Source organism: bacterium, from assembly GCA_035281585.1.
In the GTDB taxonomy this organism is placed as follows: domain Bacteria; phylum UBA10199; class UBA10199; order DSSB01; family DSSB01; genus DATEDP01.
Map to the genome: position 1 here is coordinate 1 of DATEDP010000023.1, position 25,169 is coordinate 25,169.

Here is a 25,169-nt window from a genome sequence, read left to right on the forward strand (position 1 = left end):
AGCTCCTTGATCGTCCATACCGACGTCAGCGGTCTCTTCAAGAAATTCGGCCGCCAGCTCGAGATCGAGGTCCGGGAGTTTTCGGGCGAGATTCGCTTCGATCCCAATTCGGCCAAGGACTCCTCGCTGAAGTTCGAGGCCAAGACCCATTCGCTGGCTCTCAAGACCCGAGCCACCGACCAGGATCGGGAAAACATCGAAATCCGAATGCACGAGAAAATGCTCCAGACCGAGCAATATCCCGACATCCGCTATGAGAGCGAGAAGGTCAGGATTTGGAAAGTCGGCGAGCGCCAATACGACGTCGAGGTCTTGGGACGGCTCAATCTTCATGGCCAGACCAACTTCCTGCCCCTGAAGGCCCAGCTGCATTTGAAGGAAGGAAAGATCCACGTCAGCGGGACGACTTCGCTCAAGCAATCCGATTACAAGATCAAGCCTTACTCCTACCAAGGCGGGGCCCTCAAAGTTGCCGACGAAGTGAAATTGTCCTTTGACATTGTCGCGGCGCGCTGATCGGTCTCTGCCTGGCACCGCGGCCGCGGCGCCGGAAAAAAAATTTAGATTTTACCGCCGAACTCGTCTATAGCCGCTGGATGAGCGCTACCTCCCAAGCCTTGAAGCAAGCCCGCGAAGAAGTCCGCGCCGGCGGCGACCGCCAGGCCATCTACCTCAAATACCGCGACCAGGTGTCCAAGCCGCTGAAGCTGGCCACCGTCATCGCCAATATCCCGCCGCCGTCGATCCCGGCTTCGGGCCGGATTTTGAACATCGCCCTCTTGGTCCTGCTGGTCTTGGGCGCCATCCTCAAGATGTTCGGCATCGTCGCCTTGCTCGGCGAAGGCGTGCCGCCGACCGCCATGTTCATGATCGTCCTCTTGGGCCTGATCATTCCGGTGGTTCTCATCATCGGCGTGATCAAGTGGGAAGGTCAAATCTACGCCTTGATCCCGATCCTCTGCGGGCTCGGGATCCTGCGGGCTTGGATGAAGAGCCCGCCGCTCGAGGCCGCTTTCGACACCGCTTTCCTGATCGTGATCGCGGTTTTAGCCTTCGCCGTGAAGCGGGTGGTCTTTCCCCAGCTCGGCTGGTTCGGGGTGCGGAAGAATCCGGCCGGCGGCTATCACCTCTAGGAATCCGCTTTCCAAAAAAAGTCGATTCTGTTACCCGATTCGAATGAAAATCCAAAATCTTCGGATTCTTTTGGCCCTCGCGGCCGCGCTCATTGCCTCTCCGTTGCATGGCCAAGGCACCGCGACCCTCGAGGTCACCCCGCTGCTTATCGACTTCGGAGAAATCCCCGAGGGCGGCCGCGGCCGGCAGAATCTTACCCTGACCAACCTTACCGCCGCTCCGCTCGACGTCACCGACTTCGACCAGACCGGCTCGGAAAGCTTCGTGCTCGACATCCTGGGCGGCGCCCAGCCCTGCGGGGCTCAGAACCCGCGGATCGCGGCCAACGACTCCTGCACGATGGAAGTGAACTTCACCCCGGAATTTCCCGAGGAAGCCGCCGGCACCCTGACTTTCACGCCCAATGGCGATCCGACCAAGGCCATCACCGTCCGCCTCCAAGGCGAGACGCCCGACAGCGGCGGCGGCTGCAGCCTTCGGCCCAACCTAAAAAAATAGGACCTGCGGCTGCCGAGGGCTCGGGGTTTAAGACAGCCGCAGGTCCCGTGAAATTTCAGTCTCGATGGGCTGAACTTTGGTTCGAAGTGAAGGCGGCGTCAAGCCGTCGGCGATTCGGGACAAAGGAGCCGGGCTCGGCGGTCGGCGTTTTTCGGATTTGGTAAAAATAGCGCAAGCCTTTTTTTGGCGGCTGAAACCTTGGAATGGAGCGGTTGGGAAGAGGCTAAGCCTTTGGCATCGCCGCGGATTCAAAGATTCGGAAAGCCCGGTCGTACGGAAGATCCCGACAAGAATTTTTTTTGGCCATAGGCGGCGAAAGGCCGGCGGAGCGACCGCTCCTCGCCGGCCTGCCGATTTGGTGTCATCGAAATCCCTACAATAAAAACCCAGGGCCCGAAGACCCTGGGTTTTGACCCTACCCGACAAAATAAAGATCACCAAGGCGCGCCGATGGCCACCGGAGCGACCGGCGATCCGGCTCCGCCCCGGATCGGCAGCGGCGAAATGAAGACCGCCGACAGATAGACTTTGTCCTGAGCCAGCTTTTTCAGATCCAGGTTTTGGATTTGATGGATGCCGGCCTGGGTCAGGTTGTTGTGGTGGATCGCGAAGGGCAAGCCCGGCGGAGTTCCTTCGGGCGGCGGCGCCTGACCCTGGAGGAAGCCCTCGTTCACCGGATCGGTGAAAGGATTGTCCAAGCCGACCAAGACGATGAACTTCTGTTGAAGATAGAGGGCGGCATCGTAGGAGAGGCCCGGGCCGGCGCTGTAATACTCGGTCTGGAAAGGATTGGTGTTGTCGTCCTGCCAGAGCTCGCTCCAGCCGGTGTAGATGAAGAGGACATCGCCGGGGAGGAGCCCCCGGAGATGCTGCTTGTGAAGCATGTACTCGATGTCCTCGGTCGTGATGAGCTGGCCGGCCTCCAGCGGTTGGCCGGCGTTGAGGTGTTTGCGGGCGTCGAGCAAGATCGCCGTCGTCACGATCGGCTTGCTTTTGTCGATCCCGAGCTTGAGCAATCCATCGGGGCCCTTCACCTCGTCCTGAGTGAAGCCGTTGTAATAAAGCACTTCATCGCTGTCGGCGCTGGGCAGGTAGCCGAAGTGGCCGAGGGCGTCCATCTGGGTTCCTTGATTGCCGATGTCGCCCGAGACGATCTCGCTGTTGGCGGCGTGGAGAGTCGGCGGGAGAAAGGCCGTGGGACTCGAGGTTTGCTGCCAGGGCGCCGCGAAGGGCGACTGGGGCATGGAAGGCGAGAAAAGATGGGCCAGCCGGTAGGCCTTGGCTCCGGGCCGCAGCATCTGAAGAGCCGCCCGAAAATAGGTGGCGTAGCCTTGGGTGTTGGTGTTGCCGGCCTCGTCGTCGGGGCCCCAGGGCGAGCTAGCCCCAGCCGTCGAGGCCGTCAGTCCCAAGGTCAAGACGCAGGTCAGGTGAAATGCAAGGCGTTTGAATCGCATAGCGTGCCTCCCTTACTTAGAAGATTTGGATGGAAGGATTTTGGATTCATCCAGGGCGGCGTCAAGCGCATCCCGAAATTCGAGCGGCCAAGCTGGACCGAGATCGGCGAAAAAAATTGCCGAGCTATAAGCGATCAAGAGGAAATTATCGGCGGCAAAGCCCGGAAAGAGGGCCTTTGTCTGACGACGTGGGAAAAACGGCCGAATGAGAACCAAGCTGGGCTCGGCTTTTTGTACGGGGAACCCGGACAGGAAAAATTTTTGGGCTGAGACGGCAATTTTCAGATTGCCGGCCATCGCCATTTCGAAAATGACGAAGCTTGGCCGAAATTTGTCCGGGGAAGTATTACATCCCTTCGGGACCTTGCCAAGCCAGGGCGTGGCGCAGCAATTCGGTGGCGTTTTTTAGGTCGAGCTTCTTCTTGAGCCGGGTGCAATAGGTTTCGATGGTTTTGATGCCGACGCCCAGCTCTTCGGCGATGCGCCGGGTGCCCAAGCCTTCGCCCATCATCCGGAAAACTTGGAACTCCCGGTCGCTCAGGCGGAGCACGGCGTCCTTCTCGGGGGCTTTTCGGTCCTCGGCGTAGCGGTAGAGCATTTTCTTGAGCACCGGAAAGCTGATGTAGGTCTTGCCCTCGGCCACCCGGCGGAGAGCGTGAAGGATGCGGTCCGAAGCTTCCTCCTTGACGATGTAACCATCGGCGCCGGCGTCGAGGGCCTTTTGGGCGTAGAAAGCCTCGTTCTGCATCGAGATCACCAGGATGCCGAGCTCCGGATGGCTGCGGCGCAATTGGCGGATCGTGTCGATCGCGATCACGCCGCCCAAAAAGAGGTCGATCAGCAGGAGATCGGGCGCGGAGCTGGCGACCTTCTCCGAAGTCTCGGCCGGCGAGGCGGCTTCGCCGCAGACTTTGAATTGACGGCTGTGCTTGAGCAGCAGGACCATGCCGTGGCGGACGATGGGATGATCGTCGACGACCAGGACTTTAGGTTGGGCGGTGGTTTCGGCTTTCATGCCCGGTCTCCCCAAGGGTCCGGATATTCGACTCGAGCCTCGGTGCCGCTGGGACGGCGCGGGCCGATGTGGAACGAGCCATTCAAGCGGTCGGCCCGGTACTTCATCGTGGCGATGCCCATGCCCTTGGCGGCGCTGCGCTTGGGCCGGAAGCCCTTGCCGTCATCCTCGATCTTCAGGCGGCAGAAGCCCGGCGGCCGGCGCTCCAGCGAGACGGTGATTCGCTTGGCTCGCCCGTGGCGGACGGCATTGCTGATGGCTTCTTGCACGATGCGATAGAGATGAACCGCCTGATCGAGCGGCGGCGGCTTCAAGTTTCTCGACCAATTCAAGCGGATAAGCACCTTGAAGTTTTCCCGGGCCCAGTCGGCCAGCTCGCGCAAGGCGACCTTCAAGCCATCCTTATCGAGCGCGACCGGAGCCAGGGCCCGCGAAATCTCGCGAGTGTGGCGGATGGCCTGATTGACCTCGCGGAGGACCTTGGCGGCTTGAGCGCGCTCGGCCTGGCCCCTGCGCTTAAGCTTGCTTTCTAGAATTCGGCAATGGAGGGCCAGGGCCAAGAGCCGCTGGGAGAGCCCATCGTGGAGATCGCGGCCGATCCGGCGTTGCTCCCGCTCGCTGATCTCGAGGATTTGCGATTCCAATTTCTTTTGGCGCTCGCGGAGCTCGAGCTCGGCCTGCTTCTGGTCGGTGATGTCGAAAACCAAGCCGAGATAACCCAGGAAGCGGCCTTGCCGGCTGTAGCGTGGCAGGGCGGTGTCCACGGCCCAGCGCCATTTCCCGCTCGAGCTGCGCATGCGATAATCTTGGCGGAAATTTTGCGGATCGCGCGCGGCCAGCTCTTGGTTTTCGCGGACTCGGTCCTGGTCATCGGGATGGACGTGATCCAGCCAATTCAGGTCGAGCATTTGACCGAGCGGAAGCCCGGTGTAGCGGAGCACGGCGTCATTGACATAGACGCAACGGTGCCTTTCGTTGGTCATCCAGACCATGACCTCGGAGTCGAGGAGGGTGGCGAGGATTTCAGCCTCGGAAAGGATGGCGGCGTTTTTCCGGGACATGGGCGCTATTATTTCCAGTCCCGAGCCCTTTGACAACGGCTTAAGCCTCGGCTTTGAGATTGGTCCCGCCCTCGGGCAGGTCCAGGCCTTGGCCGGCCTTGAGATCGACTCGGCCGAAAAGCGGCCGCAAGACCCATTCGTAGACCGCGCCGCCGAGCAGGGCGCCGGCGATCGGGCCCGCGATGTAGAGCCACCACTCGACGCCGCGGGGGCCGGGGAAGGCGATCTCGCCGTAACCAGCCAGGTAACCGTAAATCCGGGGGCCGAGGTCGCGGGCCGGATTCATGCAGGTCATGGTGAGCGGAGCGCTGATGCCGATCAAGGCGGCGACCAAGAGGCCGATGAACCAGGTCACCAAATTGGATTTGGGAGCGCCTTGGTGGCGGTCCTCGGTCAGCGCCAGGATCATGAAGACCAAGACGGCGGTGACCACGACTTCGACGGTGAAGGCGGTGCCGGGCGTGACCTTGGCCCAAGCCGCTTCGTCGACGCCGATGCCGGGATTGGGGAAGAAGCAGCTGAAGACCATCATGAGTTTCTGCGAGCCGGGCTGGCCGATGACCACGCCGAGCTTCTCGGCGACGGCCGGAGTGAAGCCGCGCCAGAGGCAGGCCATCAGCGAGGCGGCGGCGAAGGCGCCGATGACTTGGCTGACGATGTAGGGGAAAACTTTTTTCCAGGGGAAAGCCCGGTAACAAGCCATAGCAATCGTCACGGCGGGATTGAGATGGGCGCCCGAAACGGGTCCGACCGCGTAGCAGGCCATGACCACCGCCAGCCCCCAGAGCATCGAGACGCCCCAGAGATCCATCGAGCCGGTGTAAACCGCCATGTGCACGGCCATATTGCCGAAGAAGACCAAAATAAAAGTGCCAAGCACCTCAGCGACGCATTCCTTGGCTGTCATGGGGACCTCCTCGAATTAGGGATGCCTTTGTCCGGTTGCGGCGGCCTAGCAAATTTGCCGGCAAAGGCCAAAGAAATTTCCCCCCTTTGAAAAAGGGGGGTAAGGGGGGATTTGACGAAGCTTCTTGAATTTGAAGAAGCTGATATTTTTTGCCGCGATTTTTAAATCCCCCCAACCCCCCTTTTTCAAAGGGGGGTTAAGAATTTAATCGCAAAAGGATTCCTGAAAGATGATGCCGTCCTCCAGCCGCATCGCGCTGAGGCTCCGGCCCCAGACGCAGCCGCTGTCGAGGCCGACCCAAGTCTGGCCGATGCGCAGGCCCAGGGCGGCCCAATGGCCGAAAAAGAGGCGGGCCGGGTCCCGGTTCCTTTCCTCGGCCTCGAACCAGGGCCAGCTTCCGGCCGGCGCCTGGTCCGGCGCGCCCTTGAACTCGAAATCGAGCTGGCCGTTTTCCCGGACCATCCGGATCCGGGTGAAGATATGCAGGATGGCGGCCTCGCGTTCGGGCCCGGCCAAGCTCTCTTTCCAGCGGCGGGGCCGCGGGTCGTTCATCGTCTTCAGCGCGGCGGCGAAGCCCCCGCCGCGGATCGCGGCCTCGGCCTCCCGAGCCAGCGCTTCGGCCCGGGCCATGTCCCAATCCGGGGCCAAGCCGCCATGGACCATGGCGTTGGCGCCCTCGCGATGGAAGAGCGGACGGCCCTTGAGCCAGGCGAGCAGATCGTCGCGGTCCGGCGCCTTCAAGATCGGGTCGAGCGTGTCGCGGCTCTTGGCCTTGTCGATGCCGGCGGCCCGAGCCAGCAGGTGGAGGTCGTGGTTGCCCAGCACCGCTTGGACCCGGTCGCCGTGCCCCGAAGCCCAACGCAGCACTTCCAGCGAACGGGGGCCGCGGTTGACCAAGTCGCCCAGCAGCCAGAGCCGGTCGGCGGCCGGATCGAAGCCGATTTTTTCGAGCAGTTTTTGTAGGGTGAGAAAGCAGCCTTGGATGTCGCCAATCGCGTAAGTGGACATAGGAGGAGCTCTCTATATAGGATGGAAGGCGATGAAAGGCACGCGCCATCTCGGCTTTCTGCTGCTCCTGCTGGTGGGATCGGCCGTCCCTGCGACCAGCCGGGCCCTGCCGCCCTTTGCCGAGTACGGCCCGGCCTGCCAATGGGTCCGGCTGATCGGTGAGATCGAGCGGCCCCACTCGATGGATCCGGCGGAGACGGTTTTCTTGACCGTGACTTACCGGCTGGCCGGCCAAAAGTCCTCGCGCATCCTCATGACCAACCAACCGGTGAGCAAGGACCGCTTCCTCTTCGTGCTGTCGGGCTTCGACGAAAAGATCGACGGCGTCTTCTTCGTCGAGCCGGGCTTCTTCTTCGCCAAGAAAATCGAATTTCGATATTACGCCGCCACCGCCGACCGGAAATGGCGGAGCCGCTGGCAGAAGAGCCTCTACTTGCCGGAGCTCGACAAGCAGGACGGCAACACCTATTGCCGCACCGGCGTCGGCTTGCAGCCCTTGGCGATGGAGGCTCGATGAAGCGCGGGATCGCGGCGATTTTGCTTTGCGGGATTTTGAGCTTGGCCGGCGCCGGCGAGCTTCGGGCCGATTTCTACGACGAGGCCTGTCAGACCATCGCGCTCCAGGGCAAGGTCGAGCTGCCGCCGGATTTCCCCAAGGAAGAGCCCTTGCAGCTGACGCTGTCCTTCCAGCTGAACTACCAAAAAGCTCCCTCTTATCTTTTGGTCAACTTGCCGACCGGCCAGGCCGAGTACAAGGTCACCATCGTGGGCTACCGCAAGAAGGATCCGGGCGCCCATGAGATCCCGCAGATCTTCCTGTATCCCCGGCCGGTGATCTTTCGCTACTACGTCGAGTCCCGCGACGGCCGCTGGAAGAGCAAGACCCACCAAAGCACCTGGCAGCCGGCGGTCGCCAAGCCCGAGGACGTGGCCGAATGTCAGCCCGACTTTTATTTGGATGCCTTGAAGCTTGCCAAGAAGCCGCTTTAAATATCCCAATAAGTCGCGAGTTTCAGCGCTAAGCCAAGCCCCTTGGTGATGGCATTATATTGGAGGGGATAAGTATCGTTGACCTTTTTCGGGTCCACTTTATAAAAAAAACTGCGGCTCTGGATCGCCCCCTCGACGCAAAGCTTGTCCTTTAAGAGGCAGGTCAGCAGGCCGGCCTCGGCATAGTCTCCCGCGTGCTTGGCTTCGCTCAGATGAGACAGTCCGCCACTGATGTTGAGTCCCAGGCTGAAGTCGGTGTTGGGAGACCAAAAGACCCCTAGTCGTAGGGCGCCGGTGAGGACCGTCGGGGTCGAATCCATGGCATAGGTGTCGAAAGGTTCGCCTTGAAGTTGTTGGACGCTCCCCAACACGGAGCTTCGCAGTTTTAGAGAGGGTATCGGCAGTTGACCCCATATCCCGGGAGCCACCTCGAGGAGGGGTCCGCTTGCCCATCCATTGTTTTCGCTGCTGTTGATGAAACCATAGCCCGCTCCGGCGTTGAGCATCGGCCCCCATATTCTTGGTTTTTCATTGGATTTCATGGCGCCCCCTTTCATTCCCCGAAGCAGATTATCGGCCCGTTGGAAAGGGGGTTTCGCTCAAAAGCTTAAAGGGCCCCCGAAGGGGCCCTTTAAAAGGAGGATCGTTTTGGAATTCTAAATTTATTATCGAGGCGCGCCCGGATCCGTTGCGAACCCTTCGGAAAATTATGTCTAAGGAGCTGGATTAATTGGATTATTATTACGGATTAAAACATCTCGCAAAGCCATTCGGGCGCCGGCCCGAAAGCCCATTCCAGACCCTGGGCGATGTGTTCCGAGAGTTCTTGGCCTCCCCAAAGCGTCGGCAAATAGTTCAGGCCGACACCCAACGCGACGCCCGCGGCGAAGGCTGCGGACAGTTGGATGCCCGCTGTCGAGCCGGCGCTCGCCAAAGCGCCTCGAACCGGAGTGGAGGCTCCCAGCAATCTCGAAGCTCCGCGGACGAAGCCCTCGGTCAGCGTGGAGAAGCGCAAAAGTGCGGGATTCCGAGGCGGCAATGCCTTGAGAAGCAACTTATAAGTGCCGAATTCGAGGGCATTCCAACCTGATAAAAGAATGCCGAATCGAGCGCTTTCGGCCATGTCCCGCCCGGCCTTCGAAAGGGTGGAAGGATAGTTGGGACGTAAACCTTGATAAATCGAGAAAAAGCCCGGTTTGACTCTTGGCAATGGCGCATGGGGATCCTCTTCCGGTGTGCTCCCACTATCCTCTTGATGAAGCGCGGTCGCCAGATGCTTCATCCCACCATGAACCCTGTTTTCCCAAAACATATCCATATTTCCTCGGATACCTTTGTTTTTACGTGGGTTTTTAATCGTGGGCGTGCAAGCTGGGCGGGTATTTGAAGAGCCCCCTGTCTTATTACTTATCGCGAAAATTTTCAGCGAGTTGTTCGGATTATTCTTCGCCGACGGCCATTTTCGGCAGGTTGACCGAGTGTTTCCAGAGGTCGATTTCCTCCCGCTTGACGACGTGGATGGCGTCGTAGGGGCAGGCTTCTTCGCAGTTGCGGCAGGCGATGCAGGTGTCCTCGTTGACCACGCAGGTTGTCTCGATCTGGGGCGATCGGCCTTCCACCGAAACCAGGGCCAGGCAGTTGGGAATGGGGCAGACGTGGACGCAGTATTCGCAGCCCACGCAGGAATCCTCGTCCACCACCGCGACGGTCTTGGGCTTTTTCTTCAATTTGACCTTTTTGTATTCCGATTCCGGAGGGCTGGAGGCGACCAGCACCGAACGGCCTTCGGCGTCCTTCGGCAGGGTGAAATTGGGCACCCAGGCATTGGGATCGGCGGCGGGGGCGTTTTCGGTTTTGTTTTCAGTCACTTCGGCCATGAATCCTTCCTAACCTCAAGGAATCACCTTGTTCAAGGGGTATTCGACGATGCCGGAAGCCCCGGCCCGCTTGATCTCGGGGATGATGTCGCGGACCGTCCGCTCGTCCAAAATCACTTCCAGGCTGACCCATTCCTCGTTGCTCAGGTGGGAAATGGTCGGCGAGTTGAGGGCCGGCAGCTTGGCCAAGACCTGGTCGAGGCTCTTCTTGGGAACGTTCATCTTCAGGCCGACCTTTTCCTCGGCCAGGATGGCGCCCTGGAGCAGCATCGCGATGTTCTCGATCTTCTTCCGCTTCCAGGGATTCTGAAAGGCCTTCTTGTTGGCGATGAGGACCGTCACCGACTCGAGGATGGTCTCGAGGATGCGGAGGTTGTTGGCCTTGAGCGAGGAGCCGGTCTCGGTCAGCTCGACGATGGCGTCGGCTAAGACCGGCGGCTTGACCTCGGTGGCGCCCCAAGAGAACTCGACGTTGGCCTTCACGCCGTGCTTCTTCAGGTAGCGCTGGGTGAAGCCGACCAGCTCGGTCGCGATCCGCTTGCCCTGGAGCTGCTTCAGGCTGTGGATCGGCGAGTCGTTGGGCACCGCGACCACCCAGCGGATCGGGCGGTTGGTCTGCTTGGAGTACTTCAGCTCGCAGACCTCGACGACGTCGGCGTTGTTTTCCAGCACCCAGTCGCGGCCGCACATGCCGGCGTCGAGGACTTCATCCTCGACGTAGCGGGCCATCTCCTGCGAGCGGATCAGCAGGCCCGAGAGCTCGGGGTCGTCGACCGAGGGGATATAGGCCCGCGAGCCCACCGAAACCTTGTAGCCGGCCTTTCCGAAGAGCCGGAAGGTCGAATCCTGGAGGCTGCCCTTCGGAAAGCCGAACTTGAGCTGGGGAACCGGGACGGGCAGCTTCGCTTTTTTGGGTGGCATGGGGAATTCCTTCCAAAAAAAATCCGGGGCCTGTATTTATCCAAAACGCCCGGATTGTCCATGACGAAAAAAGAGTCCCGCGCCACCCAAGCCTTCGCCCTTTATTGCTTTTTGGTCGCCATTTACCTGTCGGTGGGCGGGCTGCTGCAATTCAAATTGGGCCTGTTGGGGATCACGATCAACGAGGTCTTCATCCTGGCCCTGCCGGCGATTCTGTACGCCAAACTCAGCGGTCTCGCCCTGAAGAAGGTTTTCCCGATCCGGCGGCCTCAATTCCAGGAAGTCTTGCTGGTCCTCCTGGCCACCGCCCTCCTCATCATCCCCATCGCCCTCCTGGTCGAGCTGCAGACCAAGATTTGGCCGCTGCCGAGCAGCGTCGAGACTTTCTACGAGGAGCTGATGCGCCGCGAGACCTGGTGGGAGGGCGGCCTGAAGTTCCTGGTCCTGGCGGTGGTGCCGGCGATCTGCGAGGAGCTCTTCTTCCGGGGCTTGCTCCAGGGGATGATGGTGTCCTCTTTTGGCGTGTGGAAGGGCTTGCTCTTGACCGCGCTCTTCTTCGCCATCGCCCACGTCAATCCCTGGTACTTCCTCTACTATTTCTTGCTTGGGGCCTTCCTGGGCGGCATCCGTCATTGGCGTAACAACCTCGCGCTCTGCATGATCGCCCACCTGGGGAACAACCTTTACAGTCTTTACGGTTAGGCATCTCGACTTTTTGGCTGAGAAAGGGGGTCGCATTTTCCCGAAAAAATCATCCATTTTGGTGACGCGGTCGTAGCGGAATAAGGAGTAATTAAGAAAATCGAGGATTCCATGCTGAACGGCCTAGTCACCAACCGAGACGTCTTCAAGCACCCCTGGGCGATTTGCCGAGGATTCGGCGTGCGGGTCTTCTTTCGCTGCTTGCAGGTCTCGCTCCAGCGCCGCCCCCTGACCTTCCTCGAGGTTCTCCAACTTCACCGTCGAATGAAATAACTGGCTTCTTTTCCGGGCTTAGCCAAACTGGGCCGCGGCTTCGTCGGCATGGTAGGAGCTGCGGACCAAGGGCCCGCTGGCGACGTGCTCGATGCCCAGGCCTTCGGCGTAGCGGGCCCACTCCTCGAACTCGGCCGGACTGACATAGCGCTTCACTTCGAGGTGATCGGGTGTCGGTCGCAGGTATTGGCCCAGGGTCAGGATCTTCACTCGGCCGTGGCGATGGAGGTCGGAGATGGCTTCGGCCAATTCCTCGTCGCTTTCACCCAAGCCCAGCATCAAGCCGCTCTTCGCGATCAAGCCGTGCTCGGCGGCCAGGCGCAGGACTTCGAGCGAGCGCTCGTAGTCGGCTTGGGGCCGCACCGTCTTCTGCAGCGAGCGAACCGTTTCCAAATTGTGATTGAGGATGTGAGGCCGGGCCGCGAAGACCCAAGTGAGGGCCTCGCCTTTGCCGCGGAAATCGGGGATCAAGACTTCGACTTGAGTCGCGGGACAGCGCGCCTTGACCTGCCGAATCGTCTCGGCGAAGTGGGCGGCGCCGCCGTCGGCCAGGTCGTCGCGGTCGACCGAGGTGATGACGACGTGCTTCAAGCCCAAGCGCGAGATCGCCTCGGCGACGTGCTCGGGCTCCTGTTGGTCCAAGGCCAGCGGCTTGCCGGTCTTGACCGCGCAGAAGCCGCAGCTCCGGGTGCAGGTGTCGCCCATGATCATGACCGTCGCGGTCTGGCGCTCCCAGCAGTCGGCGATGTTGGGGCAGTGGGCTTCCTCGCAGACCGTGTTGAGCTTCAGCTCCTTCAGCATGGCCTTGAGCTGGAAGTAGTTCTTGCCGGAGGGAATCTTGGATTTGAGCCAGGGCGGTTTCATGACGCGAATTTCAGTCAAACATTGGAGGTGGGCAAAGTCAATGCAGACAGTAGCAAGGGGCTTTAGCCCCGCAAACGGCGCGAAGCGCCGTCAACATCGCGGAAGATGGCGCCTGCCGGCGCCAGGTCGGGGCTAAAGCCCCTTGCTACAAATCCGGTGGCAGGGGAATGCTGGCCTCTTCGGCGTGCGACAGGGCTTCTTTGTACTCTTCGGGGGTGAGGATGTGGCCGAGCTGCTTGGCGACCAAGGCCTTGGCCTCTTCGTCGGGGCTGAGCAGGACCGCGACCTCGCAGCCGGCGGCGAGCTCCTCGCCCTCGCGTTGGAGGTAGACCTTGAGCGTGCCCGAAGCCGGAGTTTGGAAACGGGCATCGGCCGAGCCGTCGGAATAGGTGAAGAGCGGGTCGCCGGCCTGAAGCTCCGAGCCCATCTTCATCAGCCACTTTTTGAGAGTCCCGGTTTTGCCGCCGGAAAAGAAGAGAGTGAGGTAAACGGCCATGCCGCCAGTCTAATTCGGCGGCCGCCCCTAACCAAGGAAAATTCCTGGAGGAAGGGGCCGGGTTCCGGTTATTAATCCCCCATGGGTCCCCCGCCAAGCCGTCCCCTCAAGCCCGAGCCGCTGCAGCCCGGCGACACCATCGGCGTCGTCGCCCCGGCCAGCTGCTTCGATGCCGAGGCTTTCCAACGTGGCGTCCAAAAGCTGGAGGGGCTGGGCTTCAATGTTCGTTACCGCGAGGACATCTTTTCCAAACAGCGTTACTTGGCCGGCTCCGATCCCCGGCGCTTCGGCGAGCTGAAGGAATTCCTCCTCGCTCCCGACGTCAAGGCGATCTTCGCGGCTCGCGGCGGCTACGGCTCGATGCGGCTTTTGCCCCAGCTCGAAAAATTGAGTCCGCCCCAGCCCAAGATCCTGATGGGCTATTCCGACATCACCTCTTTGCTCAACTTCGCTTGGCAGCGTTGGGGCTGGGTGACCTTCCACGGGCCGGTGGTGGCCAAGGACATCGGCGACCGCTTGGCCGAATGCGGCGAGCGCTCGCTGCTCCAAGCCCTCACCGATCCCAAGCCGCTCGGCGAGTTCAAGCAGGAGGGCCTGGTCGGCCTCCAGCCGGGCCAGGCTCGGGGCCGTTTGGTCGGCGGCTGCCTCTCGCTGGTGGTCTGTTCGCTGGGCACGCCTTACCAAATCGAAACCGAGGGCTGCGTTCTCTACCTCGAAGATATCGGCGAGAAGCTCTACTCGCTCGACCGGATGTTGACCCATTTGCGCCAGGCCGGCATTCTCCATAAAGCCAAGGCCATCGTCTTCGGCCCGCTGAAGGACGCCCACGACGAGCCGGTGGTGGTGATGAACTTGCTCATCGACCTGCTCGGCGACCTGAAGATCCCGATCCTCTTCGGCTTTCCCTCGGGCCACCGCGAGGATTGCTGGACCATTCCGCTGGGCATCGAGGTGAGCGTCGACGCCGACCGCTCGGCGCTGACTTTCGAAGAAGGAGCGCTAGCCGGTGGATAAGGTGGCGGCGGCTTTCGCCGAGGCGATTCGGGCCAAGGTCTTCAGCGGAGCCCAGCTTCTCTATGGGCGGGGCGAGGCGATTCACTACCAAGGCGCCTTCGGCCAAGTCAGTCAAGATCCGGACAGCCGGACGATCAATGACAACAGCCTCTTCGATCTCGCCTCCTTGACCAAGCCGCTGGCGACCGCCGCGCTCTTCATGTTGGCCGAGCAAGAGGGTCGGATCGATTTGCAATCCCCGGCCCGGGACTGGCTGCCGAATTTTCAACGAGCCGAAGCTCTCAGCTTGAAGCAATTGTTGGCTCACGACTCCGGCCTGCCGGCTTGGCTGCCGCTCTATGAGGAAGTTCGCCAGAAGAATTGGGACTACGAGCGGACCCGCGATTTCTACATCGAGCGGATCGCCGCGACGCCGCTCGAGGCTGAGCCGGGAACCAAGCGGATCTACAGCGACTTGGGCTTCATCCTGCTCGGCTTCGTCCTGGAGAAGGTTTTTTCCCGCCGCTTGGAGCCGCTCTTCCAGGAAAGGATTGCCGGCCCCTTGGGCCTGAGTCAGACGCTCTTCCACCCGCTGAACCACATCGACCGGATCGTGCCTCAGGACATCGCGGCGACCGAGATTTGCCCTTGGCGCGGCCGTCTGATCTTGGGCGAGGTCCACGACGACAACGCCCACGTCCTCGGCGGGGCGGCGGGCCATGCCGGTCTCTTCGGCAGCGCCCGCGAAGTCGGCCGTTTCGCCCGGGAGATCTTGGCGGCGGCGGAGGGTCGGAGCAAAATCTTTCAGGCCGCGACCCTCGACCGCTTTCTGGGCCCCAAGGTCCAGCCCAAGCTTGGCTGGGACACGGTCAGTCCCTCGGGCAGCCAGGCCGGCGCTGGATTCAACGTCGACCGCTCGGTCGGCCACCTCGCCTTCACCGGCTGCAGCCTCTGGATCGACTTTTCGGATCGGAAATACATCGTCCTCCTGAGCAACCGGGTCCATCCCCGCCGCGACAATGAGGCGATCAAAGAATTCCGGCCCAAGATCCACGATCTGTTGCTAAACGCCTCTTGAAATCTATTCCCCCCTTTGAAAAAGGGGGGTAGGGGGGATTTGACGGCGCATCGCTTCCAAGAAGATGCCACGATCCTTTGCCACGGCTCTTAAATCCCCCCAACCCCCCTTTTTCAAAGGGGGGCATGACAATTCAAAAAAGCTATGCAAGGGATGAAGCCATGAAGATCCACCTCATCGGCATCTGCGGCACCGGCATGGCCTCCCTGGCCGGCATGCTCCAGAGCTCCGGCCACCAAGTCCAAGGCAGCGACCAAAACGTCTACCCGCCGATGAGCACCACGCTGGAGCAAGCCGGCATCCCGGTCTTCACGCCCTACGACGCCAAGAATCTCGATCCGGCGCCCGACCTGGTCATCGTCGGCAACGCCATCTCCCGCGGCAATCCCGAAGCTGAGGAGGTCTTGGCCAAGAACCTCCCGCACATCTCGATGCCCCAAGCCCTGGCCAAATTCTTCCTCCCCGGCAAGACGCCGCTGGTCGTCGCCGGCACTCATGGCAAGACCACCACCAGCTCGCTCTTGGCCTGGGTCCTCGAATCGGCCGGCCGCGACCCCAGCTATTTCATCGGTGGGCTGCCCAAGAATTTCGGCTCCAACTTCAAGCTTGGCCAAGGCGAGTACTTCATCCTCGAGGGCGACGAGTACGACACGGCTTTCTTCGACAAGGGCCCCAAATTTCTCCACTACCAGCCGCGCCATGTCCTGCTCACCAGCATCGAATTCGACCACGCCGACATCTACCGCGACTTGGAGCACGTGAAGTCGGCCTTCCGTAAATTGCTCGAGATCATTCCCAAGAACGGCTCGCTCACCGCCAACCTCGATTTTCCCGCGGTGGTCGAGCTGAGCGAGGACTTCGCCGGCTCGCGCCTGACCTATGCCACCCAAGAGCCATGGCAGGGCAAGGTCGATTATTTCGGCGAGCTGCTCAAGACCGGCGAGGAGACCGAGTTCTGCGTGGTGACTCGGGAGAAGGGCCGCGATTGCTGCCATCATCAGGTGAATTGGAAGATCCCGGGCGCCCACAACGTTAGCAACGCCCTCGGCGTGGTCGCGCTCTGCTTCAAGCTCGGCCTGAAGTGGGACCAGATCCAGCGCGGCCTGACGACCTTCCAAGGGGTGAAGCGGCGCCAGGACCTGCTCGGCGAGATCGACGGCGTCGCGGTGATCGACGACTTCGCCCATCATCCGACGGCGGTGAAGGAAACCATCGGCGCGGTCAAAAGGGCTTATCCGGGCCGCCGGCTCTGGGCGGTCTTCGAGCCGCGGAGCAACTCGAGCAAGCGCGACGTTTTCCAAGAGGACTACCCGCCGGCCTTCGCCGAGGCCGACCAAGTCGTCCTGGCCGACGTCTTCATGCCCGAGAAGGTCAAGGAGGGCAAAGTTCTCGACGTCGCGAAGATCGTCGCCGAGATCAACCGTGGCGCGGCCAAGGCCCGCCACCTTTCGGGGGTCGAGTCCATCGTGGCTCTCCTGGCCGAAGAGAGCAAAGCCGGCGACGTCCTCTTATTGATGAGCAATGGCGGCTTCGGCGGAATTCACCAGAAGATCCTGACAGCATTGAAGAATAAAGGAACCGCCGGGAAGGCTATTGCGTAAGATGCCCGATGCGATTATGGATGCCCCCGCCGGAAGGCGACCTCTTTATATAAGGAGCTTTGAAGATGAAAAAGATTTCCTGGTTGATCGCGGCCCTCGTCGTTTCCCTGGCCTCCGCCGCCCACGCGGCCACCCCGGTTTTTTCGGCCAACGGCTTCGTTTGCGGCAAGGAAGGGGTGACCGTCACCTGCAAAGGCTCCCTGCCCAACGGTAAAGACACCATCACCGGCACCGGCCACGACCTGGTCTACCTGACGATCAACACCACTCAGGAAGGGGTCCCGACCCGTTACACCTACTTCAGCGACACCGGCTGCTTGATCGGATATACCTTCGGCGCCGGCGGCCAACCGGTGGCGGCGGTCGCGGCTCACCGTAGCGGCAGCAAGCAGACTTTCAGCTTCGAAGACGGGAAGTACGAAAAGATCGTTCAGTACTGTGTGCAGGAAAAGATTGCCGAAGCCAGCGGCGGAGCTCCGACTCCGGCCAAAGCGGCGGTGAAGTAATTTTCCCTCCCCTTTGTAAGGGGAGGGTTAGGGAGGGGTAGAGAGTATCGCAAAGAGATAAACGCCAGCTTCCTTGCGAGACGCTCTACCTCCCCCTGCCCCCTCCTTACAAAGGAGGGGGGATCACCTCCTAATCAACCAATCGATATTCTCCTGCCTAAACCCCGCGGCTCCGGGATGGCCGCCGCCGCCGTATTTCTTCGCCAGCTCGCTGACGTCGACGGTGGCCGAGCGGAGGCTGAAGTTCCAGATCTTGCCGGTGTAGTAGAAGAGAATCGCCACCGCGTAGCCCCTCTCCTTGTAGATCACCTCGCCGATGTCGCTGGCCTCCAAGCTCCAATTGACCGCGAAGGCCCGATGGCCGTGGAAGTCGAGCTCGAAACCGTTCTTCAAGCCGGCCTCGACGGTGAGGCGCTGGGCCTTGAGCGCGTATTCGCCGCGCTCGACCATCCGGGCCAGGCCGGCCTCGTCCAAAGCATCGATCAATTCCTTCCACTTCGGGCTGGTCGGATCGAGGATTTCGGGGGTGTTGCGCAGGTCCATGCTGACCGCCCGCGAACCGGCCAGCTTCCATTCCCAGAGATCCTTGTCCTTCACGTAGGCCAGGATGCGGGGCAGGGCTTGGCCGGGATATTCTTTCTTCCAGGTCAGCGAGGCGCCCGATTCGCCCAAGTCGATCTCGCCCCAGCCGATGGCGTCGCGGATCGGCAGGGCGGTCTTGTGGTGGTCGTACCAGAGAACCTCGGCGGCCTCGGCCTTCATCTTCTGGAGAAGCTCGGGCGGGAAGCTGAAATCGACGATGAAGACCTTCTTGCCCTTGAGCTCGGCCGTGACCGGGTCGCCGTGGTTCATCGGCCAAAGCTCGGCCTGCGGGTATTTGCGGCGGATCACCGCGGCCGAGGCGGCGCCGTCGGTGCAATTGGCGTGGTAGAAGCACAGAACCGGGGGACTGGTCATCGCCACAATTTATGAGAAAAATGAAGTAAAATCAATGCTTTATTAAAAAGACCGCAAAACATTGAACTTCAGCCTCCGCCTAAGCGTCCTAAAATTTCATGGATGATTGCTTGGGATTTCGCCGGTGCTTTCGTAATATTTGCGAGCTTTCTCGATCCAACGGAGGTGCCTCATGAAGAAAGTCGGATTTCTTTTCGCCCTGCTACTGCTGGCCCAGCCGGCCTTGGCTCTCGATCCCTACGCGCCGCGCGAGGAGCGCAGCCACGGCCGCATCGTCGTCTTCACTCCCCAACCGGAGAACGACGTCGTGACCATCGCCGGCATGGGGCAGAATCTGACCACCAAATCCGGCGTCACCCACACCGTTCCGATCGGCAGCTACAAGATCGCGGTTAAGATGCAGAATTACGAGTACACTCACAACGTGAAGGTCGATTCGACCGAGACGACCTTCTTCGAAGTGCCGGGCTACGGCAACCTCAAGGTCAACTCGCTCAACCCCAACGACACCGTCAACGTGACCAACACCAAGACTGGCCAAGTCGTGGCGACCTTCCCGGCTTCCGAAACCAAGGTTCTGCCCCGCGGCCATTATGACGTGAAGGTCGACGTGCCCGGCATGCTCTCAGCGGTGAAGAAAGACGTCTGGGTGGTCACCAACACCACTCGGATCGTTGACGTGAAGGAGAAGTGAATATGAAAGCCAAGGTTTTGGGTTTTGCTCTTTTGCTGCTCGGCTTAGCGCCGGCGGCCCGGGCGCTGGACCCGGTCGCGCCGGTTTCGGAGCGCAAGTTCGGGGTCCTCTTCGTCAAGACGCCGATGCCCGAATCCGACCAGATCCAGATCGAGTCGATCGCCGACGGCAAGAAGCAGAAGGCCGCCTCCGAGACCGAGGTCAAAGTCCCGATCGGCGAGTACCGGGTCCACGTCAAGATGCAGGACTACAACTACGAGCAGCAAGTGATGGTCGGCGGCACCGAGCGAACCGAGGTCGTCGTCCCCGGCTTCGGCAACCTGAAGGTCGAAGCGCCCAAGAAGAGCCAAGTCGAGGTCTTCAAGCGGGGCAGCGGGACCGTGGTGGCCAAGTTCCCGGCCGATCAGATCAAGGTCCTGCCGGTCGGCTACTACGACGTGAAGATCAGCCTGCTCGAGGCCTCGGTCACGATGAACAACGTCTGGATCGTGACCAACACCACCCGGGAAGTCGCGGCGAAGTTTTGATTCCAAGTCCCCCCCCTTTGAAAAAGGGGGGCCAGGGGGGATTTGAAAATTAACGAATATAGGTTCTCGGGGTTTTTGAGGAGAGCCACCGCTTTAAATCCCCCCCTTCCCCCCTTTTTCAAAGGGGGGTGAAGCTTGATTTTCCCTCGCCGATTCCTTATCTGCCGCTTATTCTGTCTTAAGAGGATTGCCCATGACTCAGCGTCTGCCCGAAGTGACATTAGGATTGGTCCAGATGAGCAATGTCGAGGACCCGCGGAAGAACGTCGAAAAGGCGATCGAGAAGATCCGCGAGGCGGCCCGCGGCGGCGCCCAGATCATCTGCCTCCAAGAGCTCTTTCCCTCGCGCTATTTCTGCCAGGTCAACGACGACAAGTATTTCCGACTGGCCGAAGCGGTGCCGGGGCCGACCTCGGAGCTGCTCTCCCAAGTCGCCTGCGACTGGGGCGTGGTGGTGGTGGCCTCGCTCTTCGAGAAGGCCGGCGAGGAATTCTACAACACCGCCTGCGTCCTCGACGCCGACGGCACCTTCCTCGGCAAGTACCGCAAGGTCCATATCCCCGATGACCCGCGGAACTATTATTCCGAGCTGTATTACTTCAAGCCCGGCAACATGGGCTTCAAGCCCTTTCAGACCCGTTTCGCCAAGATCGGTGTCCAGGTCTGCTGGGACCAATGGTTTCCCGAAGGCGCCCGCTCGCTGGCGCTGCAAGGCGCCGACATCCTCTTCTATCCCACCGCCATCGGTTGGCAGACGAAGGGCCAGGAGGAGCTGGGCAAGGCCGAGTACGAAGCCTGGACCACGGTGCAGCGGGGTCACGCCATCTCCAACACTGTCTTCGTCGCGGCGGTGAATCGCATCGGCGTCGAAGACCATCTCAATTTCTGGGGCGGTTCCTTCGTGGCCGATCCGCTGGGCCGGGTCATCAAAAAGGCCTCGCATGACAAGGAAGAGACGATGATCGTCAAGCTCGACCTCCGGGCCATCGACGAGGTCCGCCGCGACTGGCCCTTCCTGACTTGCCGCCGCCAAGAGGAGTACAGCCTCTAGTGCCGGCCTCGACTCCGAAAGCTCTGGGCTACCGCATGCCGGCCGAGTGGGCGCCGCACGAGGCGACCTGGCTCTCCTGGCCCAAGGATCCGATCACCTGGCCCGACCGAGTGCCCCAGGCCCGCGAGGCCTTCGCCCGGATGATCGAGGCCTTGACCCCACACGAGAAAGTTCATCTCCTGGTCGATGGTGGCGCCGCCGAGGATGAGGCCAAGAAAATTCTCGAGGCCAAGCAGATCTACGAGCCCAACCTGATCTTTCATCGGCTCAAGACCGTCGATTCTTGGATCCGGGATTACGGGCCCAACTTCCTGGTCGGTCCCGGCGGCCTGGCCTACAACCGCTGGATCTTCAACGCCTGGGGCGGGAAGTACGATACCCTGATGAAGGACGACGGAATCCCCGCCCGGCTGGCGCCTTATCTCGACTTGCCGATGTTCGAGCCCGGCATCGTGATGGAGGGCGGCTCGATCGAGGTCAACGGCGAGGGCTTGATCCTCACCACCGAGCAGTGCCTGCTCCATCCCAACCGCAATCCTCATTTGAACAAGAATCAGATCGAGGGAATCCTGAAGGACTATCTCGGCGGCGAGAAAGTCCTCTGGCTCGGCGAGGGCGTGGCCGGCGACGACACCGACGGCCACATCGACGACATCGCCCGCTTCGTCTCGGCCGACACCGTGGTGACGGTGGTCGAGGAGGATCCTTCCGAGGCGAACTATGCCCCGCTGCAGGACAACTGGAAGCGCCTTCATGCCATGACCGATTTGAAGGGCCGGCCGCTCAAGGTGCTGGCCTTGCCGATGCCCGGCCGGGTCGAAGCTGAGGGTGAGCCGCTGCCGGCTTCCTACGCCAATTTTTACATCGCCAACGAGGTGGTCTTGGTGCCGGTCTACGGCCACGCCAACGACGCCAAGGCGCTGGCGATTCTAAGCAAGCTTTTCTCCAACCGCCGGATGGTGCCGATCGATTGCCGGGACTTAGTTTGGGGCATGGGTGCAATTCACTGCGTGACCCAGCAGCAGCCTACTTTGTAGGGGGCGACCCTTGCGGTCGCCCGGTCCGGTCTGCCCTGCATCGGGCGACCGCAAGGGTCGCCCCTACAACGCCTCCCCATACCGTATCACCAGCGGCGGCCTATACCGCTCGACCCGCGTGATGTCGATCCGCGCCGGGAAGACGAAGGTTTGGCTGGCTAAGCGCGGGATCTCGGTCAGCAGGCCCTGGGAATTGTAGACCGCGAAGACGTCCTTCGAGGTCACGTTGAGGGCCGAGGATTCGGTGAAGCTCTTCAGCCGGCCCGATCCGTCGCGGGAGAAGCTTTCGATCACCCGGCTGTGGCCGGGCGTGATCTCGCGCTCGTAGACCTGGTACATCGCCTTCAACTCATAGTCGGGGCGAAATTGCTTCTCCTCGCGCAGGTAGGCGAGGCGGAGGGCGCCCCGATCCAGCGGCTCGCCGAGCAGGCTCTTGGTTTTCAACCCGAATTGGTTGATCTGAAACTCGCGCAGAATGCCGCCGTCGGTGTCCTGGTCGTTGAGGAACATCGTCACCCGCAAGTCCTCGGCGAAGGCGGTGCAGAGGTTGGGCTGGTCGTCGAGGTAATCCCACCAACTCCGCATCGCGAAGCTGCAAGTGATGTAGGCCCCACTGGCCGGCGCCGATTTTCCCGCCGGCTTCCGCAGCTTGATCTTGCCGTTGACGCTGTTGAAAGACCAATCGCGGTAGCACTGGGGCACCGCCGAGCGGCGAAAGTCTCCCCAAAGGCCCAAGGTCAGCGAGGCTGCGATATAGGCCAGGGTCAAAAAGGACAGCAGGAAATAAGCCCAACGCCGCTGCACCAAGAAGAAGAGGCTCAACAGGAAGAGCCCCAGGCCCGGCGCCAGGAAGGGCGAGCCGAGTTGGCGATAGTAGCGGTTAAAGACGTCGACGCTGAGACAGGCCAGACCGGGAATGAGGAAGACCAGGAAAGGCAAGAGGATCCAGTACTGTTTCTTGGCGGCGGCCACGGCCTGCTATTAACCCGAAACCGGCTTGGCGCCAGATTCTTTTTTGCGGAAAGGCCGCCATCCTTTAGTATCGCCGGATGGAACCGGCTCCGCCCAAGGTCTCGCTCATCGTTCCGTTCTACAACGACCAGGATCGCCTGCTCCAAAGGATGGGGGCCGCCCGGGACTTCCTCCAAGCCCAGCCCTATTCCTCCGAATTGATCCTGGTCGATGACGGTTCGATGACCGACCGCAGCGAGGAGATCCGTCAAGCCTTCCCCGGCGTCCAGCTGATTCGCTACAGCCCCAACTGCGGCAAGGGCTACGCCGTGCGCACCGGGATGCTGGCGGCCAAGGGCGAGTACCGTTTCTTCACCGACGCCGATCTGCCCTTCGGCATGGAGCCGCTGCGCCTCGGCCTCGATTACCTGGAGCGCAAGGATTTCGATTTGGTGATCGGCGACCGCCAGGCGCCGGGCAGCGTCTACCACGTCGAGCAAAGCCCGATGCGGCGCCTGGCCTCCAAGGTCTTCACTTCCTTCATCAGCCGGCTAGTGATCACCGGCGTCAAGGACACCCAATGCGGCTTCAAGGGCTTCAAGGCCCCGGCGGCCGAGCTGATCTTTCGGCGCTCCCGGGTGAACCGCTTCGCCTTCGACGTCGAGATCGTCTACATCTCCTTCAAGCACAATCTCGACCTGAAGCGGATCCCGGTGAAGCTGGAGCACTCCGCCGGCTCCACCCTCAAGCTCCACCTCGATTCGATTCAGATGCTGGCCGAGGTTTTCCGCATCAAATGGAACCACCTGAAGGGCTATTACGACTAAACCTTAATGTTGCTTATCCCGCGTATATCCATTAGAAAATTGCCACCTTCGTCCCCAAGGAGCCCGAATGCGACGTTCCATCTACTTGAAATTATTTGTGTTTTTATCTACTCTGGCGCTGCCTCAAGCCCTGCTGGCCCAGGCCGCCAAGCCCCTCCTCGACAGCAAGATCGTCTTTGCGCCCGATGGCCAAGCCAAGGTCAGCTACAATGATTACGGCAGCAAGGCCGAGGCCTTGGAAAGCTCTAAAATCGAATCGACCCTGATCTTTTACGCTCTGGCCATGAATAAAGTGGACCTCGACACCGGCAAGGCCTTGATGGGCCAAGTCCAGGGGGCGGTCAGCAAGATCGCCACCGAGCAGGGCATGGTCCGGGCCGACATCATCAAGGGCAACCCGATGCTGAAGCCGGTGCAGGGCGCGCCGGCCGAGCAGAGCCTGACCCTGGCTTTCGCCGAGCTGGCCGGCAAGGGCGGCCATAGCCTCGAGCTGAAGCCCGACAACCTCGACGTCAAGTACCTGGCCCCGGCCACGCTCTACCTCATCCAAGATCAAGTGAAGAATCTCTCGGAGAGCGGGCTGCGCCTGCTGGTCCTGTCGATGGGCGGGATGAACAAGTGGTACCGCGAGATCGGCAAGGCCAGCGATCCCGAGAGCGTCGGCAAGGCTCCGAGCTACGCGCTCAACCTGGCGGTGGATATTTTGCAGAAACTCAGCGGCGGCAAAGCCCAAAAGTAAAAGGAGAAGCCATGCGTCGTCCTTACTCTTTATTTTTCCTGACTCTGCTTCTGATCGCGTTCGCGGCTCCGGCCTACTCCCAAGTGGTGGTGCCGGGCGGAAGCATCAAGCCCGAAGGCGACGGCGGTGGCGGGGCTCCCGAGGCCGGCGGCGAGGCAGCGCCTCGCAAGGCCAAGAAGCGGGCGGCTCCGGCGGCTTCGATCGTCAAGTCCGGCGAGAGCTTCATGGTCCAGATGGCGACGGTGTTGAGCAGCGGCATTACCGACATCGGCGAGACGGTCTACTTCACCGCCAATGAGGACGTCGGCAAGGCCGGCCGGCCGGTCATCGCCCGCGGCGCGGTCGGCAAGGGCACGGTCAAGGAAGTGAAGTCCGACAAGAAGAAAGGCACCCTCATCGTCTCGCTCGACTCGATCGAGGCGGTCAGCGGCGAGAGCGTCTCGCTCGGCGGCGACGTCAGCGTCGAAGGCCAGGGCGGCCAAGCGGCGGTGGCGGTCGGCGACCGTTACACCGCGACGCTCGACGAGAAGGTCGTGGTCCGGGGCAAGCCCAAGAAGCCCGAGGAAATTTTCGTCGAGAAGAAGGCCGCCGCCGAAATCATCGGCAAGGGCGTGAAGGTCGACATCAAGAAGGGCAGCGCCAAGGGCTCGGTCGACGTGCTGCTCGAGGCTCCCCGCGGCATGACCTTGGACGACGTCAACACCAGCAGCGTCGTGCTCTACCGGGTGAATAACTTCACCATACCGAGCGCGGTGCCGCTTTCCGGCGCCAAGGCTAAGACCGGCGACCGCAACAAGAACGGGATCCCCGACATCGGCTTGAGCATCGGCGCTTGGGACTTCATCAAGTACCAGCCCCGGGGCAACAACACGCTGACCTTCCGGGGCCGCTTGAAGAACGGCGAGACCTTCGAGGCCACCGCCGGCGCGAGCATCGATTACTAGGTTATCGCCGGCGCCGTCATCCTGAGCGAAGCGAAGGATCTGCGACCCATCAAGGTTCTAAAGA

Annotated in this window: 32 protein-coding genes; 18 read left to right on the forward strand and 14 right to left on the reverse strand. The window is 61.1% G+C overall.

What is annotated here, in order from left to right:
* The 3 genes from VJR29_01505 to VJR29_01515 form a co-directional block, all read left to right on the forward strand.
* Positions 1-516 (forward strand): YceI family protein (locus VJR29_01505; GenBank protein HKY62072.1); only part of this gene is annotated, 516 nt, incomplete at its 5' end.
* 80 nt (positions 517-596) lie between these two features.
* Positions 597-1,133, forward strand: coding sequence for a hypothetical protein (locus VJR29_01510; protein ID HKY62073.1), 537 nt, complete (start codon positions 597-599; stop codon positions 1,131-1,133).
* 43 nt (positions 1,134-1,176) lie between these two features.
* Positions 1,177-1,632: a hypothetical protein gene (locus VJR29_01515; GenBank protein HKY62074.1), complete on the forward strand. Its 456-nt coding sequence runs from the start codon at positions 1,177-1,179 to the stop codon at positions 1,630-1,632.
* 434 nt (positions 1,633-2,066) lie between these two features.
* Here VJR29_01515 and VJR29_01520 read toward each other — a convergent pair whose 3' ends face one another.
* The 6 genes from VJR29_01520 to VJR29_01545 form a co-directional block, all read right to left on the reverse strand.
* On the reverse strand, positions 2,067-3,086 hold the full coding sequence (locus tag VJR29_01520) for a cyclase family protein (protein HKY62075.1): 1,020 nt from the start codon (positions 3,084-3,086) through the stop codon (positions 2,067-2,069).
* A gap of 12 nt (positions 3,087-3,098) precedes the next feature.
* Entirely contained in the window at positions 3,099-3,383 is a 285-nt protein-coding gene (locus tag VJR29_01525) for a hypothetical protein (protein HKY62076.1), read from the reverse strand.
* A 49-nt stretch (positions 3,384-3,432) separates the two neighbouring features.
* The gene (locus tag VJR29_01530) at positions 3,433-4,101 is read right to left on the reverse strand and encodes a response regulator transcription factor (protein ID HKY62077.1); all 669 of its coding nucleotides are present in this window, start codon (positions 4,099-4,101) and stop codon (positions 3,433-3,435) included.
* Entirely contained in the window at positions 4,098-5,162 is a 1,065-nt protein-coding gene (locus VJR29_01535) for a PAS domain-containing protein (protein HKY62078.1), read from the reverse strand. Before VJR29_01535 ends, VJR29_01530 begins: the two co-directional genes overlap by 4 nt.
* Positions 5,163-5,202: 40 nt before the next feature.
* A complete protein-coding gene (locus VJR29_01540) occupies positions 5,203-6,069 on the reverse strand; it encodes an MIP/aquaporin family protein (GenBank protein HKY62079.1) in 867 nt (288 codons plus the stop codon).
* Positions 6,070-6,273: 204 nt separating this feature from the next.
* Positions 6,274-7,077, reverse strand: a complete 804-nt coding sequence (locus VJR29_01545) for a symmetrical bis(5'-nucleosyl)-tetraphosphatase (GenBank protein ID HKY62080.1) — start codon at positions 7,075-7,077, stop codon at positions 6,274-6,276.
* A gap of 31 nt (positions 7,078-7,108) precedes the next feature.
* On the opposite strand from VJR29_01545, the gene VJR29_01550 reads away from it, so the two are divergent.
* Both VJR29_01550 and VJR29_01555 read left to right on the forward strand, forming a co-directional pair.
* Positions 7,109-7,594, forward strand: coding sequence for a hypothetical protein (locus VJR29_01550; protein HKY62081.1), 486 nt, complete (start codon positions 7,109-7,111; stop codon positions 7,592-7,594).
* Positions 7,591-8,067, forward strand: coding sequence for a hypothetical protein (locus VJR29_01555; protein ID HKY62082.1), 477 nt, complete (start codon positions 7,591-7,593; stop codon positions 8,065-8,067). Before VJR29_01550 ends, VJR29_01555 begins: the two co-directional genes overlap by 4 nt.
* On the opposite strand, the gene VJR29_01560 is transcribed toward VJR29_01555, so the two are convergent.
* From VJR29_01560 to hisG, 4 genes are all read right to left on the reverse strand, one after another.
* Positions 8,064-8,609, reverse strand: coding sequence for a hypothetical protein (locus tag VJR29_01560; GenBank protein HKY62083.1), 546 nt, complete (start codon positions 8,607-8,609; stop codon positions 8,064-8,066). The two genes, VJR29_01555 and VJR29_01560, sit on opposite strands and share 4 nt — an antisense overlap.
* A 206-nt stretch (positions 8,610-8,815) precedes the next feature.
* A complete protein-coding gene (locus tag VJR29_01565; GenBank protein HKY62084.1) occupies positions 8,816-9,190 on the reverse strand; it encodes a hypothetical protein in 375 nt (124 codons plus the stop codon).
* Positions 9,191-9,506: 316 nt separating this feature from the next.
* The gene (locus VJR29_01570) at positions 9,507-9,944 is read right to left on the reverse strand and encodes a 4Fe-4S dicluster-binding protein (protein ID HKY62085.1); all 438 of its coding nucleotides are present in this window, start codon (positions 9,942-9,944) and stop codon (positions 9,507-9,509) included.
* 15 nt (positions 9,945-9,959) lie between these two features.
* On the reverse strand, positions 9,960-10,865 hold the full coding sequence (hisG, locus tag VJR29_01575; protein ID HKY62086.1) for an ATP phosphoribosyltransferase: 906 nt from the start codon (positions 10,863-10,865) through the stop codon (positions 9,960-9,962).
* 60 nt (positions 10,866-10,925) lie between these two features.
* On the opposite strand from hisG, the gene VJR29_01580 reads away from it, so the two are divergent.
* Positions 10,926-11,567: a type II CAAX endopeptidase family protein gene (locus tag VJR29_01580; protein HKY62087.1), complete on the forward strand. Its 642-nt coding sequence runs from the start codon at positions 10,926-10,928 to the stop codon at positions 11,565-11,567.
* A gap of 111 nt (positions 11,568-11,678) precedes the next feature.
* Positions 11,679-11,840 carry a hypothetical protein gene (locus VJR29_01585; protein HKY62088.1) on the forward strand — a complete coding sequence of 54 codons (162 nt, stop codon included), beginning with the start codon at positions 11,679-11,681 and terminating at the stop codon, positions 11,838-11,840.
* A gap of 18 nt (positions 11,841-11,858) precedes the next feature.
* Here VJR29_01585 and lipA read toward each other — a convergent pair whose 3' ends face one another.
* Entirely contained in the window at positions 11,859-12,722 is an 864-nt protein-coding gene (gene lipA / locus VJR29_01590; GenBank protein HKY62089.1) for a lipoyl synthase, read from the reverse strand.
* Positions 12,723-12,849: 127 nt separating this feature from the next.
* The gene (locus VJR29_01595; GenBank protein HKY62090.1) at positions 12,850-13,200 is read right to left on the reverse strand and encodes a hypothetical protein; all 351 of its coding nucleotides are present in this window, start codon (positions 13,198-13,200) and stop codon (positions 12,850-12,852) included.
* 81 nt (positions 13,201-13,281) lie between these two features.
* Here VJR29_01595 and VJR29_01600 point away from each other — a divergent pair, with 81 nt between their 5' ends.
* The 4 genes from VJR29_01600 (at position 13,282) to VJR29_01615 (ending at position 17,378) form a co-directional block, all read left to right on the forward strand.
* Positions 13,282-14,214, forward strand: coding sequence for an LD-carboxypeptidase (locus VJR29_01600; GenBank protein ID HKY62091.1), 933 nt, complete (start codon positions 13,282-13,284; stop codon positions 14,212-14,214).
* Entirely contained in the window at positions 14,207-15,271 is a 1,065-nt protein-coding gene (locus VJR29_01605) for a serine hydrolase domain-containing protein (GenBank protein HKY62092.1), read from the forward strand. The genes VJR29_01600 and VJR29_01605 overlap by 8 nt, the downstream gene beginning before the upstream one ends.
* Positions 15,272-15,432: 161 nt before the next feature.
* Complete coding sequence (gene mpl, locus VJR29_01610; protein HKY62093.1) at positions 15,433-16,872, forward strand: UDP-N-acetylmuramate:L-alanyl-gamma-D-glutamyl-meso-diaminopimelate ligase; 1,440 nt, start codon at positions 15,433-15,435, stop codon at positions 16,870-16,872.
* A gap of 65 nt (positions 16,873-16,937) precedes the next feature.
* The gene (locus VJR29_01615) at positions 16,938-17,378 is read left to right on the forward strand and encodes a hypothetical protein (GenBank protein HKY62094.1); all 441 of its coding nucleotides are present in this window, start codon (positions 16,938-16,940) and stop codon (positions 17,376-17,378) included.
* Positions 17,379-17,501: 123 nt separating this feature from the next.
* On the opposite strand, the gene VJR29_01620 is transcribed toward VJR29_01615, so the two are convergent.
* Positions 17,502-18,335 carry a DHHA1 domain-containing protein gene (locus VJR29_01620; protein HKY62095.1) on the reverse strand — a complete coding sequence of 278 codons (834 nt, stop codon included), beginning with the start codon at positions 18,333-18,335 and terminating at the stop codon, positions 17,502-17,504.
* A gap of 172 nt (positions 18,336-18,507) precedes the next feature.
* Here VJR29_01620 and VJR29_01625 point away from each other — a divergent pair, with 172 nt between their 5' ends.
* The 4 genes from VJR29_01625 to VJR29_01640 all read left to right on the forward strand — a co-directional run bounded on the left by VJR29_01625 (position 18,508) and on the right by VJR29_01640 (position 21,644).
* A complete protein-coding gene (locus VJR29_01625) occupies positions 18,508-19,029 on the forward strand; it encodes a hypothetical protein (GenBank protein ID HKY62096.1) in 522 nt (173 codons plus the stop codon).
* A gap of 2 nt (positions 19,030-19,031) precedes the next feature.
* On the forward strand, positions 19,032-19,556 hold the full coding sequence (locus tag VJR29_01630) for a hypothetical protein (protein ID HKY62097.1): 525 nt from the start codon (positions 19,032-19,034) through the stop codon (positions 19,554-19,556).
* A gap of 193 nt (positions 19,557-19,749) precedes the next feature.
* Entirely contained in the window at positions 19,750-20,607 is an 858-nt protein-coding gene (locus VJR29_01635) for a carbon-nitrogen hydrolase (protein HKY62098.1), read from the forward strand.
* Positions 20,607-21,644, forward strand: a complete 1,038-nt coding sequence (locus tag VJR29_01640; GenBank protein ID HKY62099.1) for an agmatine deiminase family protein — start codon at positions 20,607-20,609, stop codon at positions 21,642-21,644. Before VJR29_01635 ends, VJR29_01640 begins: the two co-directional genes overlap by 1 nt.
* A 63-nt stretch (positions 21,645-21,707) precedes the next feature.
* Here VJR29_01640 and VJR29_01645 read toward each other — a convergent pair whose 3' ends face one another.
* Positions 21,708-22,616, reverse strand: coding sequence for a hypothetical protein (locus tag VJR29_01645; GenBank protein ID HKY62100.1), 909 nt, complete (start codon positions 22,614-22,616; stop codon positions 21,708-21,710).
* Positions 22,617-22,693: 77 nt separating this feature from the next.
* Here VJR29_01645 and VJR29_01650 point away from each other — a divergent pair, with 77 nt between their 5' ends.
* The 3 genes from VJR29_01650 to VJR29_01660 all read left to right on the forward strand — a co-directional run bounded on the left by VJR29_01650 (position 22,694) and on the right by VJR29_01660 (position 25,105).
* Positions 22,694-23,422, forward strand: coding sequence for a glycosyltransferase (locus tag VJR29_01650; protein ID HKY62101.1), 729 nt, complete (start codon positions 22,694-22,696; stop codon positions 23,420-23,422).
* A 67-nt stretch (positions 23,423-23,489) separates the two neighbouring features.
* Positions 23,490-24,161: a hypothetical protein gene (locus tag VJR29_01655; protein HKY62102.1), complete on the forward strand. Its 672-nt coding sequence runs from the start codon at positions 23,490-23,492 to the stop codon at positions 24,159-24,161.
* An 11-nt stretch (positions 24,162-24,172) separates the two neighbouring features.
* Positions 24,173-25,105 carry a hypothetical protein gene (locus VJR29_01660; GenBank protein ID HKY62103.1) on the forward strand — a complete coding sequence of 311 codons (933 nt, stop codon included), beginning with the start codon at positions 24,173-24,175 and terminating at the stop codon, positions 25,103-25,105.
* Positions 25,106-25,169: the final 64 nt, after the last annotated feature.